The sequence below is a fragment of the Gemmatimonadota bacterium genome (assembly GCA_026705765.1).
In the GTDB taxonomy this organism is placed as follows: Bacteria; Latescibacterota; UBA2968; order UBA2968; family UBA2968; genus VXRD01.
On sequence record JAPPAB010000007.1, the window covers coordinates 63,330 to 84,541 of the forward strand.

The 21,212-nt window shown below is 50.6% G+C and carries 20 protein-coding genes; 18 read left to right on the top strand and 2 right to left on the bottom strand.

Annotated elements, in window-relative coordinates; genetic code table 11:
* Positions 1 to 1,800, bottom strand: a complete 1,800-nt coding sequence (gene lepA / locus OXH16_00960; GenBank protein MCY3679935.1) for a translation elongation factor 4 — start codon at positions 1,798 to 1,800, stop codon at positions 1 to 3.
* Positions 1,801 to 2,102: 302 nt separating this feature from the next.
* Here lepA and OXH16_00965 point away from each other — a divergent pair, with 302 nt between their 5' ends.
* The 16 genes from OXH16_00965 to OXH16_01040 all read left to right on the top strand — a co-directional run bounded on the left by OXH16_00965 (position 2,103) and on the right by OXH16_01040 (position 16,629).
* A complete protein-coding gene (locus tag OXH16_00965) occupies positions 2,103 to 2,975 on the top strand; it encodes a YicC family protein (protein MCY3679936.1) in 873 nt (290 codons plus the stop codon).
* Between the two features lie 11 nt (positions 2,976 to 2,986).
* Positions 2,987 to 3,640 carry a guanylate kinase gene (gmk, locus tag OXH16_00970; GenBank protein ID MCY3679937.1) on the top strand — a complete coding sequence of 218 codons (654 nt, stop codon included), beginning with the start codon at positions 2,987 to 2,989 and terminating at the stop codon, positions 3,638 to 3,640.
* 77 nt (positions 3,641 to 3,717) lie between these two features.
* Positions 3,718 to 3,945: a hypothetical protein gene (locus OXH16_00975; protein ID MCY3679938.1), complete on the top strand. Its 228-nt coding sequence runs from the start codon at positions 3,718 to 3,720 to the stop codon at positions 3,943 to 3,945.
* Complete coding sequence (gene coaBC, locus OXH16_00980) at positions 3,911 to 5,116, top strand: bifunctional phosphopantothenoylcysteine decarboxylase/phosphopantothenate--cysteine ligase CoaBC (protein ID MCY3679939.1); 1,206 nt, start codon at positions 3,911 to 3,913, stop codon at positions 5,114 to 5,116. Before OXH16_00975 ends, coaBC begins: the two co-directional genes overlap by 35 nt.
* The gene (locus OXH16_00985) at positions 5,109 to 5,780 is read left to right on the top strand and encodes a uracil-DNA glycosylase (GenBank protein MCY3679940.1); all 672 of its coding nucleotides are present in this window, start codon (positions 5,109 to 5,111) and stop codon (positions 5,778 to 5,780) included. Before coaBC ends, OXH16_00985 begins: the two co-directional genes overlap by 8 nt.
* Positions 5,780 to 7,153, top strand: coding sequence for a replicative DNA helicase (dnaB, locus tag OXH16_00990; protein MCY3679941.1), 1,374 nt, complete (start codon positions 5,780 to 5,782; stop codon positions 7,151 to 7,153). The genes OXH16_00985 and dnaB overlap by 1 nt, the downstream gene beginning before the upstream one ends.
* 11 nt (positions 7,154 to 7,164) lie before the next feature.
* Positions 7,165 to 8,532 (top strand): DNA repair protein RadA, encoded by a 1,368-nt coding sequence (radA, locus tag OXH16_00995; protein ID MCY3679942.1) that lies wholly within the window; start codon positions 7,165 to 7,167, stop codon positions 8,530 to 8,532.
* A gap of 24 nt (positions 8,533 to 8,556) precedes the next feature.
* On the top strand, positions 8,557 to 9,180 hold the full coding sequence (locus OXH16_01000) for an RNA 2'-phosphotransferase (GenBank protein MCY3679943.1): 624 nt from the start codon (positions 8,557 to 8,559) through the stop codon (positions 9,178 to 9,180).
* 42 nt (positions 9,181 to 9,222) lie between these two features.
* Complete coding sequence (locus tag OXH16_01005) at positions 9,223 to 10,131, top strand: diadenylate cyclase (protein MCY3679944.1); 909 nt, start codon at positions 9,223 to 9,225, stop codon at positions 10,129 to 10,131.
* 26 nt (positions 10,132 to 10,157) lie between these two features.
* A complete protein-coding gene (locus OXH16_01010; protein MCY3679945.1) occupies positions 10,158 to 11,447 on the top strand; it encodes a hypothetical protein in 1,290 nt (429 codons plus the stop codon).
* Positions 11,448 to 11,535: 88 nt separating this feature from the next.
* Entirely contained in the window at positions 11,536 to 12,018 is a 483-nt protein-coding gene (locus tag OXH16_01015; GenBank protein MCY3679946.1) for a tetratricopeptide repeat protein, read from the top strand.
* A 4-nt stretch (positions 12,019 to 12,022) separates the two neighbouring features.
* Entirely contained in the window at positions 12,023 to 13,018 is a 996-nt protein-coding gene (locus OXH16_01020; GenBank protein MCY3679947.1) for a MoxR family ATPase, read from the top strand.
* A gap of 10 nt (positions 13,019 to 13,028) precedes the next feature.
* Positions 13,029 to 13,910 (top strand): DUF58 domain-containing protein, encoded by an 882-nt coding sequence (locus tag OXH16_01025; GenBank protein ID MCY3679948.1) that lies wholly within the window; start codon positions 13,029 to 13,031, stop codon positions 13,908 to 13,910.
* Between the two features lie 10 nt (positions 13,911 to 13,920).
* On the top strand, positions 13,921 to 14,847 hold the full coding sequence (locus OXH16_01030; protein MCY3679949.1) for an ATP-binding cassette domain-containing protein: 927 nt from the start codon (positions 13,921 to 13,923) through the stop codon (positions 14,845 to 14,847).
* The gene (locus OXH16_01035; GenBank protein ID MCY3679950.1) at positions 14,847 to 15,620 is read left to right on the top strand and encodes an ABC transporter permease subunit; all 774 of its coding nucleotides are present in this window, start codon (positions 14,847 to 14,849) and stop codon (positions 15,618 to 15,620) included. Before OXH16_01030 ends, OXH16_01035 begins: the two co-directional genes overlap by 1 nt.
* A 13-nt stretch (positions 15,621 to 15,633) precedes the next feature.
* The gene (locus OXH16_01040) at positions 15,634 to 16,629 is read left to right on the top strand and encodes a Gfo/Idh/MocA family oxidoreductase (GenBank protein MCY3679951.1); all 996 of its coding nucleotides are present in this window, start codon (positions 15,634 to 15,636) and stop codon (positions 16,627 to 16,629) included.
* 78 nt (positions 16,630 to 16,707) lie between these two features.
* Here the strand turns inward: OXH16_01040 and OXH16_01045 are convergent, their stop codons facing one another.
* On the bottom strand, positions 16,708 to 18,555 hold the full coding sequence (locus tag OXH16_01045) for a Rieske (2Fe-2S) protein (protein MCY3679952.1): 1,848 nt from the start codon (positions 18,553 to 18,555) through the stop codon (positions 16,708 to 16,710).
* Positions 18,556 to 18,755: 200 nt separating this feature from the next.
* Between OXH16_01045 and OXH16_01050 the strand changes: the two genes are divergently transcribed.
* Both OXH16_01050 and OXH16_01055 read left to right on the top strand, forming a co-directional pair.
* On the top strand, positions 18,756 to 20,237 hold the full coding sequence (locus OXH16_01050; GenBank protein MCY3679953.1) for a circularly permuted type 2 ATP-grasp protein: 1,482 nt from the start codon (positions 18,756 to 18,758) through the stop codon (positions 20,235 to 20,237).
* A 14-nt stretch (positions 20,238 to 20,251) separates the two neighbouring features.
* Positions 20,252 to 21,211 (top strand): alpha-E domain-containing protein, encoded by a 960-nt coding sequence (locus OXH16_01055; GenBank protein MCY3679954.1) that lies wholly within the window; start codon positions 20,252 to 20,254, stop codon positions 21,209 to 21,211.
* Position 21,212: the final 1 nt, after the last annotated feature.

Sequence of the window (21,212 nt, forward strand, 5' to 3'; positions counted from 1 at the left end):
TCACATTTCCATCTGCAAGACAGCGAGAAACGCCTCTTGAGGAATTTCTACTGCACCGACTTGTTTCATGCGCTTTTTGCCCTCCTTTTGACGCTCGAGGAGTTTGCGCTTGCGGGTAATATCGCCGCCATAACATTTGGCAGTAACATTCTTGCGGAAGGGACGCACGGTTTCACGCGAGATCACTTTGGCACCGATTGCCGCTTGAATAATGACTTCATAGAGTTGTCGCGGAATCAGTGCCTTGAGTTTCTGACACAACGCGCGCCCCCATTCATGGGCTTTGTCGCGGTGAACAATTGCAGAGAGTGCGTCTAAAGGTTCGCCATTGATGAGCAGGTCGAGTTTGACCAGATCCGTTGCCTGATGTTTTTTGTATTCGTAATCAAACGATGCATAACCGCGCGAGACCGATTTGAGACGGTCGTAGAAATCGAGTACAATTTCGGATAACGGCAGGTCGTAGCGCAAGAGGGCGCGGGTGGGATCGATATATTCGGTTGTCCGGTAATGTCCCCGACGGTCTTGTGCAATACGCATAATATTGCCCACATATTCAGAGGGCACCAGGATTTGGGCATCGAGTATGGGTTCTGCAATATCCTCTATATGTCCCGCCGGAGGCATCTCAGCGGGATTTTGCACATTGATTTGCTCGCCGCTCGTCAAACGCACGCGATATTCGACATTGGGCACAGTAGTGATGATATCTATATCAAATTCGCGGTCCAGTCGCTCCTGGACAATTTCCATGTGGAGCAGACCGAGAAAGCCACATCGGAACCCAAAACCGAGTGCTGTCGAAGTTTCGGGTTCGTAGGACAATGACGCATCGTTAAGGTGCAGTTTTTCGAGCGCAGAGCGAAGATTTTCAAAGTCATCTGATGATACGGGATAAAGTCCGGCAAAGACCATGGGTTTGACTTCCTGGTAGCCGGGCAAGGGATGAGGGGCGGGATTCGCAGAGCCAGTAACGGTATCGCCGACCCGCGCGTCTTCAAGATCTTTGATACCCGCGATGAGATACCCGACTTCGCCCGCACTGAGGCTTTGTTGTTTGATGCGTTTGAGTTTGAGCGTCCCGATTTCTTCGGCGTCGTAATTTTGGTGGGTCGAAAAGAGGTGGATGGGCATGTCTTTTTTCAGAACACCATCAAAAACGCGCACATAAGCCACGACACCGCGATATTGGTCGAAAATGGAATCGAAGATAAGAGCCTTAAGCGGTGCATCCGGATTCCCTTCAGGGGGCGGTATTTCATCGATGATGGCAGTCAGGAGTTTATCGATCCCAATGCCCTCTTTAGCGCTGATTTTCACAATTTCTTCTTCTTCGACACCGAGCAAGTCGTGGAGTTGCATCACCACGCGATCGACCTCCGCCCCGGGCAGATCAATTTTGTTAATCACGGGAATAATAAACAGGTCGTGTTCCATGGCCAGGAGGACATTGCTAACGGTTTGGGCTTCTACTCCCTGCGCCGCATCAACGAGGAGCAATGCGCCTTCACATGCGGTAAGGCTGCGCGAGACCTCATAAGAGAAATCGACATGACCCGGCGTATCGATGAGATTGAGTTCATAAATCTGCCCATCTGGCGCCGTATAATCCATGCGAATGGCGTGCGATTTAATGGTAATACCTCGCTCGCGCTCGAGGTCCATGCTATCGAGCACCTGATCTTGCATCTGAAATTTGCTCAGCGTTTGCGTCTGTTCGAGCAACCGATCAGCCAGGGTCGATTTTCCGTGATCAATATGTGCGATAATGGAAAAATTTCGAATATTCTGAAGATTCATGTTTGTGTGTTGTAACAAGTCCGAGAAGTCGTGAATGAAGGCCTGTCTAACTGTCATAGCAATTCAATAAATGCTATAAAGTATGAGAATATACCGCCTTGCCTTGTTCAAGTCAATCTAAAGACCTGATTATAGAAACGCACCACCTGGTAACCCCAATTGCGAGATGTGAGAAAATGCAATTGACAACCTCAAATCCATAGTTCTATCCAGTTTGATTGACAATAATATGTAAATTGACTATCTTTTTTGGCTATTATTTCAGAATTTTTCACTGCATTTGCCAGCAGGTGGGAACGGGTATGATCGCTAGCATGACCGGTTTTGGAAAGGGGGTTGCAGAAGGGGAAGTGGGCCGCGTTATTGTTGAAATTCGGTCGGTCAATGGACGCTATGGCGATGTGATGGTACGCATGCCCCGTTCTTTGTCTGAGCTTGAGCCTCGCATCAAAGAACGGGTTTTATCGGTATTTACAAGAGGGCGACTCGATGTGAGTATCACCTTACAGGGTGCTACATCAGAGCAGGGCCTTCCCGTACTCAAGCCCGAAGTGCTGGCCGCATATCTCAAAGGAATCGAGGAAATTCGCGCGGATATATCGGGTGCTATCGATTTGATGCAAATTGCCCAATTGCCTCAAATATTCGCATTTGAAGTTCCCGAACTCGATTCCGAAGCCCTCTGGAAAGTGGTATCTGCTGCACTCAGTCAAGCCATTGACGCCTGCCGGGCCATGTGCCTATCAGAAGGGGAAAAACTCGCCCGTGATCTCCGCACGCGCATCTCAGTCCTCGACGAATTTCTCCAGCGCGTTGAAGCACTCGCACCCGAGCGTGTAGAAACTGTTCGGGCGCGATTAGAGGAAAAATTGGCGCAATTATTAACACCTGAACAAATTGATGAGAGCAGGTTGTTAATGGAAATTGCCCTCCTGGCTGACCGCAGCGACATAACAGAAGAATGTGTGCGTTTTCACAGTCACAACGCGCAGTTTATCGAGATGCTCAACCGCAGTGAAGCAGTTGGCCGACGTCTCAATTTTTTGCTACAAGAAATGCTCAGAGAAGCCAACACCATGGGATCCAAAGCGGGTGATGCCGCGATAGCCCATATAGTCGTGGATATCAAAGAAGAAATTGAAAAACTCAAAGAACAGGTTCAAAACATCGAGTAAAAAAACCGCGGATGATCAAATCAGAAGAAATGGATGTCGAACGGATTCGGCAAAAACTGAGCGATAATCCCGCCGCATTTGCCGTCGTTGTCGCCGGTCCATCGGGAGTGGGAAAAACGTCGATGTGCCAGGGGGTTTTGTGTACAGATCCAAGCGTACGGCGCTGTGTGACGACAACAACGCGACCACCACGCGATGACGAAATACAGGGTGTTGCCCGTCATTTTGTGACAGTTGCACAATTTGAAGCCATGCAAACGCGAGGCGATTTTATCGAGTCTGCCGAAGTGCATGGACATCTTTACGGCGCGACATTCGACGCGGTTGCAGAAGCTCTGTGCGATGGACATGTGATGTTGATGGATGTTGATGTGCAAGGCGTGGCCGCGTGGAAAAAAGTCCTGGGAAATCGCTGCGTGACCGTATTTGTCGTGCCGCCATCTCTCGATGTGCTTGCAAAGCGCCTCAATGCGCGGCAATCTGAAAGCGCTTCGGCCTTTCGCTTGCGTATGGAAAATGCCGTTTCTGAACTCGTCCAGGCAAAAAACAGCGACTACGTCGTCGTTAATGACAAATTGGAACAGGCCATCGCCGATTTGCTCGCTATTATCCGCGCAGAGCGACTGCGCACACGGCGGATGTGTTTGCGTCGCTTGGGGATCTAAAAACTCGTGCTATACTCCCGGCCTATCTCCCGCCCGCTATTGCAGTTGGAAGCCCATTTTTAATTAAGGAGTGCGTTATGTCGAACGTATTTTTTTCTGAAGAATTAACAACTGAAGAGGATATGAATACCTATAAAGCCGTATTGCTGGCATCGAAAGAAGCTCGCCGGCTGAATAAAGCCCGGTTGGTTGCGGGTGTGCCCGAAGGAGAAGAAAAAATAACAACCATTGCTCTGGACCGAATTGTAGAAAAGAAAATTCAGGTGACCTATGCTGAAGGGAAAGAGGATTCTACTGGGCGTTAGCGGTGGAATTGCCGCCTATAAAAGCGTATTCTTATTGCGCCTTCTTCAGAATGCAGGCGCAGAGGTTCGGGTGGTCATGACACCTGCTGCGCAGAAGTTCGTGCAGCCCCTCACGTTTGAAGCGCTCTCACACCATCGCGTCTATACGGATTTGTTTCCGTCGGACGGTGACCCCGATGTTATCCACGTACATTTGGGCAAGTGGGCAGATCTAATCATTGTCGCGCCAGCAACTGCAAATTGCATCGGCAAATTAGCCCATGGGTTGGCCGATGACCTGTTGACCTGTGCGTTATTAGCTGCTGAAGCACCTGTTTTACTCGCCCCGGCAATGGAAACCCAAATGTGGGAACGCGGTGCAGTGCGACAAAATGTCGAGTTCTTAAAAAAAGACGGCTATCGGATGGTCGGTCCATGGGCGGGATTGCTCGCATCGGGCGCCGAGGGAATGGGACGCATGGCCGAACCTCATAAAATTGTGGATGAGGCCAGCAGTATGATAGGCGCAACGCAAACACTTGCGGGAAAACGCATTGTAGTGACAGCGGGCAGGACCGAGCAGCCCCTTGATCCCGTGCGCTTTATCACCAATCGCTCAACGGGTAAAATGGGCTATGCCATTGCAGAACAAGCGCACCGCCGAGGTGCTGATGTCGCGTTGATCAGCGGACCGACAGAACTCACCGTCCCCGCCGGTGTACAAATCGAGTCTATCCGCACAGTTGCCGACTTAAAAGCGGCAACCGTCCGTGCATATCAGCATGCCGACGCACTAATTATGACCGCAGCAGTGCTCGATTTTCGTCCCGAACATGTGTCCAAATCAAAAATAAAAAAACGCGATGGTAGTCTTTCGCTTCACCTGCTGCCCAATGAAGATTTTTTAATTCCCCTGGGACAAAACAAAGGCGAGCGAGTCGTAATCGGGTTTGCGATGGAAACCGATCACGCGATGGAAAATGCCCACAAAAAGCTCCACGAGAAAAATCTCGATCTAATTGTGTTGAATGAATTGAATGTGGAAGGTGCGGGGTTTGGTGTCGATACCAATGTCGTGACTTTTATAGAACCCCGTCGAGAACCTGTCGCATTGCCCTTGATGCCCAAACGCGATGTGGCAGATCGCATTTTGGACTGGCTGGTATCGCGTTGGGAGAACGGGCATGAATGAATCCCCCGATCTGTTGGAAACGCTCGCGCTTGCACGCGATTTTCTATCGCGAGAAATCGCTTATGCACCCGCCTCAATTGCGCGGATGGACGATCGAGAATCAGGCGATGATCTCCTGACTATTCTGGATCAAGAGGCTTGCAACTGTCAAAAATGTGGATTGGCGCAAACGCGCACCTCAGTCGTGTTTGGAAGCGGGAATACTACTGCAGACCTCATGTTTGTCGGCGAAGCTCCCGGTGCGGAGGAAGACCGGCAGGGATTGCCTTTTGTAGGGGCTGCCGGACAATTGTTGACGCGAATGATCGAAGCCATAGGTTTGACGCGCGAAGACGTCTATATCGCCAACATCATCAAATGCAGGCCTCCCAATAACCGGGACCCCAAACCCGATGAAATTGCCGCCTGTCAGCCTTATCTACTACAACAAATTGACCTGATTGCGCCGATTGTGATCTGTACGTTGGGCCGTTTTGCCGCACAAACCCTGTTGCAGACCACCGAGTCGATGGGGCGTTTGCGAGGACAAATTTTTGAATATCAGGGCGCGAAATTAATCCCCACATATCACCCTGCTGCCCTGTTGAGAAATGCACACTGGAAACGCCCGACGTGGGAAGACTTGAAACTGGTCCGCAAACTTTACGATGGGACTGAAATCTGATGGCCTCCCAAAATCCGACATCAAACACGGCTGAACGTGCGCAGCCCCAAGCACTCGAAGTCGAACGCGCTGTATTGGGCGCCATGTTGATCGACAATATGGCAATCAATCGCGTGGTAGAAGTACTGGGGAACGAAACGGCTTTTTACCATACGCCACATCGAAAAGTCTATGCGGCAATCCAAAAAATGTCAGAGCGCGGCGAGCCCGTCGATCAGGTGACACTCACTGCAGAACTCGCGCGGCGGGGACAACTCGACGATGTCGGCGGCGCAGTTTTGATTGCCGAGTTGGCCAGTGAAATGGCGACGGCAGCCAATGCAGAATACCACGCACAGATCGTGTTGGAAAAGGCGCAGAGGCGGCGGTTGATATCCGCAGCGACCCAAACGCTCACCGAAAGCTATGAAGAAACCGAGGATGTGCGCGAACTCATCGACCGCGCAGAGCAACGGGTCTTTCAAATTGCCGAAGGCGAATTGGGCAAAGGCGTCATGCCCCTTGAATCTGCACTTACCGAGGCTTATGAAGCGATTGAGCGCGCGCACCAACAGCCCGGCGCACTGACTGGCGTGACCACGGGATATACGGACCTGGATGAAATCACAGCGGGCTTGCAGTCTTCGGACATGATCATCCTCGCGTCGCGCCCATCAATGGGCAAAACAGCACTCACATTGTGCATAGCGCGCAATGCCGCAGTGAAGAGCAGTACACCCGTGCTGTATTTTTCTCTGGAAATGGCAACACAGCAACTCGCACAGCGACTCTTGTGTGCAGAAGCGCGCGTGGATTCGCACCGTGTGCGAACGGGTAAGTTGTCAGAAGATGAATGGCATAAATTAGCCAACTGGACGGGAAAGCTGATGGAGGCACCCATATACATTGATGACACGCCCGCTATTTCCGTCCTGGAACTGCGTGCCAAAGCGCGCCGCGCAAAATCCGAATACAATATTGGGCTAATCATTGTCGATTATCTACAACTGATGACCACATCTGAAGATTATGGCAGCCGCGAACAGGAAATCGCCTCTATCTCGCGGTCCCTGAAAGCCCTCGCCAAAGAACTCGATATTCCGCTCGTTGCCTGCGCGCAATTGTCGCGTGCTGTGGAAAGTCGGACAGATAAGCGACCGCAATTGGCCGATTTGCGCGAGAGTGGCTCGATAGAACAGGACGCGGATGTGGTCATGTTTCTCTTTCGCCCCGAAGTATATGGCATTGTAGATGAAGAGGGCAATGCACAAGAAGGCGTGGCTGAGATCATATTGGGCAAGCAGCGCAATGGTCCGATTGGCAGCGTTTTTTTGACCTTTCAGGCAGAGTGTCTTAGTTTTGAAAACCCCGAAATCTATCGCGAATTTCCCTGAGGAAATAGCCCATGGGCAAAGTGCGCGTGCGGTACGTATGTCAGCAATGCGGTGCTGATTCAGGACGGTGGTTTGGTCGGTGTGGATCTTGCGGCGAATGGAATACCTGTGTCGAAGAACAGACATCGCCCGAGAAAAAACAAAACAGACGCGCGGACGAATGGGTCAAAGCAAATCCGCCACAGCCGATTACGGAAGTAGTCGGTGGCAGAGAAGACCGCATCGAGACAGCTATTGGCGAATTTGACCGCACATTGGGTGGCGGCATTGTGCCCGGCATGGCCGCGCTTGTCGGCGGCGATCCCGGCATTGGCAAATCCACATTGCTCTTGCAAGGCGTTGCACAACTCGCGTTTTCGGGTATGAAGACTCTGTACGTATCTGCAGAAGAGTCCCCCCGCCAAACGCGGATGCGCGCCCAAAGAATCGGCGCGCTATCCGATGAATTGTACCTGATTTCCGAATCCAATCTCGATCTGATTTGCGGCTATATCGAAGAAATGCAGCCCGTCGCGGTTGTGGTCGATTCGGTGCAGACCATTTTTAGCCCAGACCTGCAAAGTGCGCCGGGAAGTGTGGCACAGGTCAGAGAATCTTCTGCAAAACTGGTGGCACTGGGCAAACGCACGGGCACATCGATCTTTTTAATCGGACATGTCACCAAAGAAGGCACGGTTGCAGGACCGCGCGTACTCGAACACATCGTCGATACCGTACTTTACCTGGAGGGCGAACAACACGGTGCGTTTCGCATTTTGCGGGCGGCCAAGAACCGGTTTGGTTCGACAAACGAAATCGGCATTTTTGAAATGTGTGATCGGGGGATGGTCACAGTGGATAATCCCTCACAGGTATTCTTGCCCGAGCGCGAGGCCGATCGGGAAGGTACAGCCATTGTTTGCACAATTGAAGGCACGCGCCCCATTCTGGTCGAAGTACAAGCACTGGTCAGTCGCAGCAATTTCGGGTACCCCCAACGCGTGGCCACGGGATTTGATGCGCGGCGAATGGCGATTTTAATTGCCGTACTCGAAAAACGGTCGGGCCTGCAATTGGGGACTGAAGATATTTTTTTAAATGTCGCAGGAGGCTTGCGCATTGACGAACCCGCAGTCGATCTGGGTGTAGCTATGGCTATGGCGTCGAGCTTTCGCAGCAGGCAGATGTCTCGAGATACGGTTGTAATTGGCGAAGTTGGGCTGGGCGGAGAAGTCCGTGCTGTTGGCCAAATTGAACGCAGAATGGCCGAAGCGCGTAAACTGGGCTTCGCGCGGTGTATTGCCGCCAAAGCAAATTTGAGTGGGGCGCGCATTCCCGATGGCCTGTCGTTGATTGGCGTTCAGGATGTGGATGCCGCGCAAGATGTGGTATTTTCATAGAGATTATTATTACGGAGAAAGCGCATGGCACCGAGAATTGTACACATTTCCAAATTATTGTCATTGATGTTGCGACACAGACCCGAGGAGTTTGGACTGCAAGTCGATCGCTATGGTTTTGCCGACCTCGACGCAGTTTTACGCGCATTTCAAGACCGAAATTCCACATTTACTCTTGAAGATATTGAAAAAGTGGTTTATGATGGAGAGAAGCAGCGTTTCGAGATTGTGGAAAATCGCATTCGCGCGCGTTACGGCCACAGTTTTTCCATTGATCTGGGCCTCGATCCATCAGAACCACCTGAATTTTTATACAAGGGAGTGGATTCTACTGATGTGGAGCGATTGTTATCTGAGGGTCTGGCGCCAGATGATCGCGATTATGTACATTTGTCGTTTGATGCCGATGTCGCCGCGCGGTTAAGTACCAGGCCCGGACGCCGAGGATCTGTTATACGCATTGCAGCGACACGCGCCCATCGTGCTGGCGTGCATTTCTACGATTGTGGTCCAACCGTATTGACCAAACATATCCCCGGGGAATTTTTGGATTTAGAACAGGGCGGGATCACAATGTCGCAAACCATATCTCATGAACGAGAAAATGTGACTTATGGTCGGCGGCGGCGCTTCTCGTCCCGACGGTAGTTTTGAGGCATGTTCACAGGGCCAGAATGACCTTTTCATAATATGGCTAAATCAAACAAAAATCACACGCAGTCCTTGCTGAGTACCGCCAAAAATTTGGCACGGGAAACCTGCGCCGATATGATCCTGCTCATGGCTAATTCCGGCGTGACCCACGCCGATGTTCACGGGCTGAACGCCACCTGCCAGGTCCTGATTGTTACGGGAAAAAAACACTTTTTGCAAGGTGTGGAAGAGAAAGGTGTGCAGCGTTTAACTTATGATTATCGCAGGAGTGATGACACGCACTTCGAACAGTTGCGACAATGCGTTATCAGAGGCATGGAAAGTGGACATATTCGCCGAGACGCGCGATTGGTATGCCTGAGTCTCATGCTGGCCTCGCAGGGTGTGGATGCGATAACGGTGCTGGATACCAGTATTGGATTTGATATATACGATCCGGCAAAAATTTCAGCCATATCGGGCAATTTGCCACTCAAAGTTGTCAAAACCACGCTCGAACTTGCCATCAATATTGGTAAGGAAGGCCGCGAAGGCGAACCGGTCGGCACCTTATTTGTCATTGGCGATTCCAAACGGGTTTTGCACCATTCGCGATCCATGACATTTGATCCTTTTCGCGGATATTCCGACAAAGAAAAAAATATCTGCAATCCCGATATTCACGAAGGTGTCAAAGAAGTATCGCTGATGGATGGTGCATTTATCATTCGGGAAGATGGGGTTATCCTATCTGGGGGGCGCTATATTTCAGCAAGTGTGCGCGGTCTCACTTTACCCAAGGAATTGGGTGCACGTCATGTGGCGGCGGCGGCGATTACCAAAACCACCCGAGCCATCGCCCTGGCTATTTCTGAGTCAACCGGAACGGTTCGCGTATTTAAGCAGGGCAAAATCGTTTTGCAAATTAACACGCACCGGTGGCATATTGGACAAGACCAGCGGTAATGAACATATTGCGCTAAGAGATATTTATGCAGCGATGGATCGCACCCCTTTTGATGGGGTTGATCATGACAATCAGTTTTGCTGCAATGCCGGCATTGGGCCTGCCGGTTTTTTTTGTGTTTTTTGGCATTGCATCTGTGGTCTATCTCATTGCCGTCTGGTATTGTAAATATATGCCATTGATCGCTATTGTGATCGCTGCCGCAGTGTTTCGGCTCATCCTTTTGTTTTCTATCCCCACGTTATCCGATGATATTTATCGCTATGTGTGGGATGGACGCGTACAATGGGCGGGCATCAATCCCTACCGGTTTGCACCTGTAGCGCAAGAACTGGTGCATGTGCGAGACGCGCTCATTTTCCCCAAAATTAATCACCCCGAATTGCCCACCATTTATCCGCCCATCGCCCAAATGACATTCTGGGTAGGGTATGGAATTTCTGATGGCATATTGGGCATTAAGATGCTACTCGTGTGTGCCGACCTGGTTGCGGGATGGCTTATAGTCTGTTTGCTCAGGCATTTTAAGCAGCGGCCACAATGGGTTTTGATTTACTTCTGGCATCCGCTGATCGTGGTGGAAATCGCAGGAAATGGACATATTGAAGCACTGGGCATCGTCGCTTTGTTAGCCGCATTGTACTCGTTCTTAAAAGGACGGGATCGCATTGCGCTAAGTGCACTGGGTGGAGCTGTTTTGATAAAATTCCTTCCCCTTGTTTTTTTACCGTATTTTGTGCGCTGGAAAGGGCGGCTGCCAACCAATTGGTCGGCACTGCTCCTGGTGCCCTGTGTAATACTCCTGGGATATTTGCCCTACGCTTGGACCGGCGCATCTGTTTTTGGTAGCCTGAGCACTTATGCACAACACTGGTCGTTTAACAGCGCGGTATTCGATTTACTCATTCTGCTTTGCGGCAATGGACAGATAGCGCGTGGCATTATTGGCCTGCTCTTTTTAAGTGTTGTTCTGTTTCTGATCTGGAAGCGGATTCCCCTGTTGCGCTGTGCATATCTGACTGCAGCGGCCTTTATTCTTCTGACCCCCACGCTCCATCCGTGGTATGTCTTGTGGTTAATCCCATTTCTCGTTTTCTTTCGGCATCCGCCCTGGATCGCTTTTTCACTCCTGGTGGTCTTATCCTATCACATATTGATCCAATACCAGGCCCGTGGTGTATGGGAAGAAGCCGTGTGGGTTCAATGGGTAGAATACGGTGGGTTGGCGCTGGTGGGCATCGCATATTTGCTTTTTAAGCACACGGAAATCTTGACGAAAACAGGACGTTTTTTTAATATACACCGTTCAATCTGATCGTACTGCAAAAAAAGAAAAAACGGGAACTCGAATTGGGCAAAAGCGTTTTTGAAAAAGTTTGAATAAGCAAAGGAGATGGACAGAGATGCACAGATTTATATTCCTATTCTTTTTGCCACTATTTGTCGCCTGTGGGGGGCAAGACCAGTCTGCGGATCTGCTATTTCGAGAGGGCGAACAGGCCACGCACGATATGGCGTCGTATCCCGTGGCTGAGGTCAAATTGGCGGAATTTCTGACGCGTTTTCCCGACGATCCTCGTGCAGAGGTGGCACTACAGGCTCTGGCTCGGGTGTTGATGAATCAGCAGAAACACAAAGAAGCAATTGCGCGATACGAGACCCTGATCGCGCGATTTCCTCAAAGCAGATATAGTGTACAGGCACAGTTTATGATTGGCTACATATACGATCAACTCGGTGATTACGAACAAGCGCGGATAGCCTACCAGCAGGTGGTTGATACATATCCAAACTCAGAGTTGGTGGATGATGCCAAATTTTCGATTGCAAATTTGGGCAAAGCGCCCGAACAGTGGTTGCGTACCAAACCAATAAGTCGAGAGTAATGCAATGACAGTTGGACAAGATATTCAGGTAATCAATGAGCGAGTTGGGCGCGAAAGCGCGTTTGTCGATCGGTTATTGGCCGAGGTGGGCAAGGTCATTGTCGGGCAACAGGACATGATCAAGCGACTGTTAATCGGTCTATTGTGCAACGGCCATGTCCTGCTCGAAGGTGTTCCCGGCCTTGCCAAAACGCTGGCCGTCAATTCATTGGCTCAGGCAATTCAGGCGTCTTTTAAACGCATTCAGTTTACACCCGATTTGTTGCCCGCCGATCTGATCGGCACAATGGTCTATCATCGAGAGACAGGTCAATTTGTAGCTCAAAAAGGACCTATTTTTGCCCAACTTGTACTCGCCGATGAAGTGAATCGCGCACCGTCAAAAGTGCAAAGCGCCATGCTCGAAGCCATGCAAGAGCGTCAAGTTACCATTGGGAACGAAACATTTGCCATGCCCGATCCATTTTTGGTGCTGGCCACGCAAAATCCCATCGAACAAGAGGGAACCTATCCACTGCCCGAGGCACAGGTCGATCGCTTTATGCTGAAAGTGCGGGTAACATATCCCAATAAACAGGAGGAACGCGCTATTGTCGATCGCATGAGCCGCGATGCAACTCCTCAGATCGAGAACGTTATAACAACTGATGATCTCATTCGTGCGCGAAGCGTAGTCGATGAGATTTACGTGGATGATAAAATCAAAGATTATATCGTCGATCTCGTGTTGGCAACCCGCGACCCGGAGGCTTATGGTCTGGATGATTTGCGTGCCCTGATCGAATTTGGCGGATCGCCGCGTGCGTCTATCGCCCTGACCCGCGCTGCTAAAGCGCATGCATTTTTACGCCATCGAGGCTATGTCACCCCCGAAGATGTGAAAGCCATTGGCCTGGATGTGTTGCGTCACCGCGTGCTGGTAACTTACGAGGCAGAAGCCGAAGAAATTGACTCCGAAGAAATCGCACACCAAATATTCGATCACATTGAAGTGCCATGATAGTATCTCCATGATTCCAACTGAAATCCTCAAAAAAGTGAAGCGCATTGAGTTGCGCACGCGCAATCTGGTGAACACGATCTTTGCTGGCGAATACCATTCGGTGTTTAAGGGCAGGGGTATGGCGTTTGCAGAAGTGCGAGAATATCTGCCCGGCGATGATGTTCGCACAATCGACTGGAACGTGACAGCGCGTATGGATGACCCCTTTGTCAAAGTGTTCGACGAGGAGCGAGAACTCACCGTGATATTGATGGTGGATGCGAGTGCGTCGGGCGACTTTGGAACGGTGTCGCAAATGAAAGGCGAGATAGGTGCTGAGATTTGTGCGCTACTCGCCTTTTCCGCAATTCAGAATAACGACCGCGTGGGACTGATCATTTTTACCGACGAAGTTGAGTTGTTTATCCCTCCCAAAAAGGGCAAAAAGCATGTATTGCGCGTAATTCGAGAGTTGTTGTATTTTCAACCCTCGGGGCGCAGTACAAATATCGGTACGGCATTGGAGTATTTGAACCGCGTAACCTACAGGCGCAGTGTGGTATTTCTGGTATCGGATTTTTTTGCTTCCGACTATGAAAAAGCACTGCGCGTTGCAAATAGGCGTCACGACCTGATAGCGATAGCACTGGAAGATCCTCGGGAGTACAATCTACCTGCAATTGGCATAGTGGAGTTAGAAGATGCCGAGACAGGCGAAGGCATCATGGTCGATTTTGGCGATGCAGCAGTACGCGATGTATTTCAAAAGCTGACGCGAAAAGAGCGCGATGACCGCGCAGCGCTGTTTCAGCGCATGGGCTTAGACGCCGTGAATATTTCGACTCAAGGAGCGTATCACGAACCGTTGATGCAATTTTTCAGGATGCGGGCGAAAAAAATTAAGAGATAAGGAGTACGACGTGATAGAAGTTGATCGCCTGACAAAGCGATACGGCGCGTTTACAGCTGTTGACGACATTTCGTTTCAAGTGGGTAAGGGTGAAATTGTCGGTTTTTTGGGACCAAATGGCGCGGGCAAAACCACGACCATGCGCGTGCTCACCTGTTTTTTGCCCGCCACAGAAGGCACGGCGCGCATTGCCGGCTACGACATTTTTGACAATCCATTGGAAGTCAAAAGGCGCATTGGATATTTGCCCGAATTGCCGCCCCTATATCGCGATATGCACGTGCGTACATACCTGGAGTTTATCGCTAAAATCAAGGGCGTTTCACCAAAAGAATCCAGACAGCGAATTGATGAAGTCGTCGTTCAATGCGGGCTTGCGGATCGTACCGAGCAACTCATCGGTCATTTATCTAAAGGATATCGGCAGCGGGTAGGGCTTGCACAGGCGATATTGCACGACCCCGAGGTAATCATCATGGACGAACCAACTTCGGGCCTTGATCCCAATCAAATCATCGAGGTGCGACAATTGATCCGCGAACTTGCCCAGGAGCGCACGGTGATCTTGAGCACGCATATTCTGCCCGAAGTTGAAATGACCTGCAATCGCGTGATCATTATCCACGAAGGTAAAATTGTCGCAGTTGATACCCCTGAAAATCTCACTGATAGTATGCGCGATACAACGCGGTTTTTTGTTCGGATATCGGGCGATATAGACATTGCCGCCCAAGCCATTGCCACTATTGAAGGGGTTAGCGATGTGACGCAAACAAATAATGGGTTGCACGTCCATTGGCCAGCTAAAGCGGATTTGAGTGCCGCAGTATCGAGTCGCATTGTCGAATTGGGAATGGGACTGGTAGAAATGAGGCAGGAGTCCATGTCTTTGGAAGAAATTTTTCACGCGCTGACCATGCACGAGGAGGAAGTGTGATGGGCAATGTAATGGCGATTTTTGGCAAAGAGATGCGGTCGTATTTTGGCTCGCCAATTGCATACGTGATGGCCGGTGTATTTTTGCTATTTAGCGGCTTTGTTTTTCGCAATCAGCTACTCGAATTTCACGATATGACCGTATATTTAAAATTGGCAGAACGCGAAGAAAAAATTCTGCTAAACGTCAATACAGAGGTTGTCACACCATTTTTTGAATTTCAGACTTTTATCTGGATGATTGTAATTCCAATGCTCACAATGCGTCTCTACGCCGAGGAAAAACGCGGTGGCACATATGAGTTATTGATGACCTCGCCGATTACTTCAGCACAAATTTTGATAGGAAAATTTCTCGCTTGTTACGTATTGTATTTGATAATCGAAGCGATGGCCTTCGGCTATATTGGCGTGTTGTCCCTACACGCACAATTAGACTGGGGCCCCATTTTTTCCGGCGCGCTAGCTGTGGTGCTGATTGGTGCCACATTTATCAGTGTGGGCATTTTGGCTTCATCTTTGACTGAGAATCAGATTATCGCAGCCGTGTTGTCTTTTTTCTTTTTAATTCTGTTGTGGATTATTGACTGGGCCGCGCGCTTTGCCAACGACATATTTTTTGTTATTTTGAAATTTCTCTCCCTCATAGAACACACCCGAGACATGATTCACGGTGTGGTCGATACCCACGATGTGGTATTTTTTGTTAGTGCTGCGGCTTTTTTTCTTTTTTTAACACATACGGTACTCGAATCGCACAGGTGGCGAGCATAGGAAGGACGCTATTATGAAAATCGGCATTATGGGCACGCATTACGGACATATAAGCGGTATGTTTCACTCGGCGGTCAACGCGCCAAATGGCGAAATCGTCGGCATTGTAGAACCCAATGACGCGCTTTGCGAAAAATATACTGCAGACCACAACATCACCCGCTTTGACTCACTCGGCCAGATGCTCAAAAAAGCAAAACCCGACCTGGTAATTGAGGGTATGGAACATCACGAAAAAGCACCTGTCATTGAAGCGTGTGCCGCAGCTAGCGTCCACATGCTACTCGATAAACCGCTCTGCCGAACGGCGGAAGAATTACAACGCATCAAAACTGCTGTTGCCAAAAACAATATCAAACTCTCCACCTTTTTCACCTCCCGTAGTTATGGGGCCTTTATCGCATTGAGGCAGGCGATTCAAAACGGCGATTTGGGCGACCTCGTGAGCCTCATCACCACGCATCCACACAAACTCGGCGCAAATCCCCCCGCACTCTACTTTGAGGCAGACAAATATGTGGGTACATTCCACGACCTGGCGGGCCACGGGGTGGATCAGGTTCGCTGGCTCACCGGCGCAGAATACACGGGTGTTCACGCGCTCGGTACGCTCAAAAAACACATCGCCACGGGCCTCACATTCGATCACATCCAGGCTTCGTTTCAACTCGACAATGGCGCACTTGCCACCGCCACTGCCGATTGGCTCACCCCAAACGATGCGCGATCTTTTGGCGATACGCGATTCATTATTATGGGCACCGAAGGCTCGGCACACTTGCGCGCCTATGCCGACGATCACGTGCTCATTGTCTCCAACAAATCGGGCACTTACGAACCCAAACTCCCTCCCTCGACTACTCATGCATTTGTTGAAAATATGATCGATGCACTTTCGCGCGACAAAGAAAACTCGATCTCAACAGATGACACCCTCGCCGTTGCCAATGCCTGCATTACAGCCGAAGAATCAGCGCGGCAAGGTGGGAAATTTCTATCGATCAGATAGTGGCAAACAAAAACAGGCAGCAGCAGGATATTGCCCGCTACTGCCTGTTCAGCCCTCAGCCTTCACCTGGCCCCTGTCCTAATTATCGTCATTCCGTTCGCTTAACAGTTCCCCGCGCTGTAGCCGCTCCGCGTTCTCCGTGGACCACAGAATCCCCTTCATCACCTTCTGGGCGGTAATATACCGGGTCGCCGCCAGCAGGTGCATGCGCTTCTCCTTCGGATCGTCCGACAGATCGTAGTGCCGGAACGCCACCTCCAGCACCTGGAACATGTGCAACTCTGCATCCTCGCGCAGCATAATATGGGCCAAAGTATGCCTGAGCTTCGTGATATCGTATCCTTCTTCCAGATACTGGCTTACCAGCACCTCAGCCTCAAAGACCTTCTGGAAATCCGCAAACTCCTGTAGTCGGTCCAACATCTCGTCCTCAGACGCGAACATCTCGTCCAAACGCTGTCCTTCCCTCGGCAGGCGGGCCGCTGGCATGTTGAGCCAGCGCAAATAGGTCATAAATACAGCGCCGTGGAAAATGCCGCGCAAAAGCTCTGCGCTCGGTGCCAGATGGAAAGCGCGATAGAGGGCATGGGCGTAAGAGTAAATATTCGCTACATCGTGCCAGTCTCCCTCGTTCTTGAGGTGGAACCGCGCCGTGCGGATGGCTCCAGCATAGGTCATCGCCCGGCAGATATCCGTGGGCTTCACACCCTCGCGCAGTTTGTTTTCGATCTCGGCGACAATCGGCTCGAACTCCTCCCCCAGCAGCGTCTGCGTAAAAGCAGAAATATCCAGCGGTGCCTGGTTCTCCTGGTTCGCTTCCCATATCTCGTCCAGACGGGTGAAAATATCTTCCAGGACCGGCACGCTGTCTTCCCACCGGGCGGTCTCCTCGTGTCGTTCCCTGCCCACTAAATCTACCACAATCGGTCGCAAAATCTCATTCGCCCCTTCCCAACCTACATAATCTAAAGCCTCGAACATCTTATTCGCGAAATCGAGCGCGTGACCGTCCCCGGTAAAATAGAAATCTGTCGCCGTGGTAAAAACGATATCCGCAATCTCTTCTGGTGAATATCCACGGTCGTACAAGGTCATCAAAATACGCTGTGCAGCACTGCTGCTACGCTGATCCACCAGCCGCCGGAACCAGCGTTTGAGGGTCGCCAGGTCCGGTTCGTCCGATGTTTTGGGCAAAGGGAAACCCTGCCGCCGAGAACCTCCTGATGTGCGTCTGGAAATCTGTGTCAGCCCGTGAACCAGAAAAAGATTGTGGTCCCTCTCGCCCACATCTTCCCACATATTTGCAGCCAGCGTCAAAATGGCTACGCCCGATGACCAACCCTCATTCGATTTATATGCCCCGTAAAAAAGTCCCTGCTGGATCATCTCCTGCGGCGTGGCGCCCGCAGCCTTTAGCGCGGTAATCGCCTTGGCAATCAGGAGCGAGCTCCGATCTTTCAGTCCCTGCTCAAGAATATACTTTCCCCGGTCAATCTGTCGGCGTCTGGCCGCCTCTTTTTCACCCGGCGCAAGCCCTACGTACAAACACCCATCGCCCCGCACCTCCACGGGAAAGCTCTTCAGATCGTTTCCGGCTCCGGAGGTTATGAAACAGCCGCCCGTCTTAAGGTCGAACTCCCAGTGGTGCCAGTGACAGATCAGGACTCCGTCCCGAACACTGCCCTCGGACATCGGATATCCCATGTGCGGACAGCGGTTATCTACCGCATTGAACCCCCCCTCGTAGCGGAAAACCGCGATGTGGGTGCCCTCCACCGTAAACGGCTTTCCTTCGCCTTCTTCAAAATCATCAGCAGAGCACAATTTGTGATACACCAGATTGCCCGGATCCACTTCCGGAGAAACATCTAGGGTCAGGTCCCCGTCCAGGAGTCGGTCCTGGAAACTTTGAGTAGCAATAGCCATAACCATACCTCCTCAAAAATGATAATACTGATCTATCGTAGAAGAAAGATAATAGATTAAAACCGCAAATCAAACAATCCTTTTTCCCCTTCTTTCAAAATACAGATCACCGAAAAAACAATTGACAGGTGCTCTCCATCGGCTTATTATTTTTTATCGCCACGTCACATAAGCCATTCTTTTGCTAGATGGTAAACACTATGGACTTTTCATCTTATGAACTCGGCGGATTTTACGACGAACTCTTTGAATCTCCTAACACGCCTCATCCCGGCGCGCGATTGCTCACCGAGAAACTCGGCGAACTCTCCAAAGACGAACTCCAAAAACGCCATCAAGCCGCCGAACTGGCCTTGATGAACATGGGCATCACGTTCAACGTGTATGGCCACGAAGCCGGCGTTGAAAAAATTTTTCCCTTCGACATCATTCCTCGCATCGTTTCTCATACCGATTGGACCTACATCGAAAATGGCCTCGTGCAACGCATTCAGGCCCTCAACCTCTTTATCTGCGACATCTACACCGAGCAAAAAATCCTCAAAGACGGCATCATTCCCCGCTACGTCATCGACACAGCCAGAGAATTTCTAAAACCCTGTATTGGTCTTTCGCCCCCCAAAGATGTGTGGTGTCACATTTCCGGCATTGACCTCGTGCGCGATAGAGACGGCCAGTTTTACATTCTCGAAGACAATATGCGATGTCCTTCGGGCGTGTCTTATGTGCTTGAAAATCGGGAGGTTCTCAAACGCATATTTCCAGAAGTATTTGAAGCTTCTCATGTGCGACACGTAGATGACTACCCCGCTCAATTGCTCAATACACTGCGCTCTCTATCTCCTTCCCATGTCACATCGCCAACGGTCGTATTACTCACACCCGGCGTCTATAACTCGGCCTATTTTGAACATGCCTTTCTCGCCCAACAAATGGGTATCGAATTGGTCGAAGGGCGGGACCTCGTCGTTGCCGACGGTTCTGTATCGATGCGAACGACCCGTGGTTTTCAGCGCATCGACGTTATTTATCGGCGAATTGATGCCGATTTTCTCGATCCAGAAGTCTTTCGTCCCGATTCCATGCTGGGCGTGCCCGGACTCATGGAGGCCTATAAAAACGGTCAGGTCGCCCTTGCGAATGCGCCCGGCACAGGTGTTGCCGACGACAAGGTCGTATATGCTTATGTGCCACAAATCATCAAATATTATCTCAACGAAGACATCCTGCTGCCCAATGTGCCCACCTATGTTTGTTGGGACGACAAGCAACGCCAGCATGTGCTCGAAAATCTGGACACCCTTGTGGTCAAAGCCGCCAATGAGTCGGGCGGATACGGTATGCTCATTGGCGTGAATTCCACACGGGCCGAACGCGAAGACTTTGCCAACCGCATCACCCAAAACCCACGCAATTATATTGCACAACCCACCATTGCACTCTCGCGAAGCCCTATTCTGGTAGAAGACCACTTTGAAGGCCGCCATGTCGATTTGCGGCCCTATATCCTCTACAATGGCGAAGATACTTATGTCTTGCCCGGCGGGCTGACGCGCGTGGCCCTTAAAAAAGGATCTCTGGTGGTCAACTCTTCACAAGGTGGGGGAAGCAAAGACACCTGGGTATTATACGACAGCGACGATCCACTTGTCCCGTCCAGGTACCTTTCACAAACGCACTAACGCCGAGCCATCTTATGTTAAGCCGCACAGCAGAATCCATTTACTGGATGAGTCGTTATCTTGAACGCGCCGAAAATGTCGCCCGCTTTATTGAGGTCAATTGTCACTTGATGCTCGACTTACCCGTTGAAGCCAAAGGACAGTGGGAACCGCTTGTGCTCACCACAGGCGACCAGGACCTGTTCTACGAAAACTACGCAACGGACAACCAGGCCAGCGTCATCGACTTCCTGACATTTAGTCCCGTAAATCCCAACTCCATTATCTCCTGCTTACAAAACGCCCGTGAAAATGCGCGTTCTATCCGAGAAATTATTTCAACGGAAATGTGGGAACAGATTAACAAATTCTACTTGCAGGTACAAAATATCGACAAACCCCAGGCACAGGATGCTCCCCATACCTACTTTACAGATATCATCATGGCCAGTCACCTGTTCACAGGCATTCAGCGCAACACCATGTCTCACAATGAAGCCTGGCAATTTGCTCAACTGGGTCGGGACTTAGAACGCGCCGATAAAACCTCGCGCATCCTCGATGTCAAATACTTCTTTTTATTGCCCGAAGTTGATGATGTGGGCACACCCTTTGACAATATCCAGTGGTCGGCACTGCTCAAATCTGCCAGTGCCCTCGAAATGTATCGCAAACAATATGGCCCTATCGAACCCCATAATGTGGTCGATTTCTTGCTCTTAAACCGCGAATTTCCCCGCGCTATTCGATACTGTCTTTCCAGGGCCAATCAATCCTTGCACACCATATCGGGTACGCCCGAAGACTCTTTCCAAAACACATCTGAACAAGTACTGGGTCGCCTGCTCGCCGAACTGGATTACACCAGTATAGATGAAATCATCACGCGGGGTCTGCACGAATACCTCGACGTATTTCAAAGTCGGCTCAACCAGCTTGACAACGCTATTTTCGAAACCTTCTTTACGATCTCACCTTCCACCACGACCGCCTGAA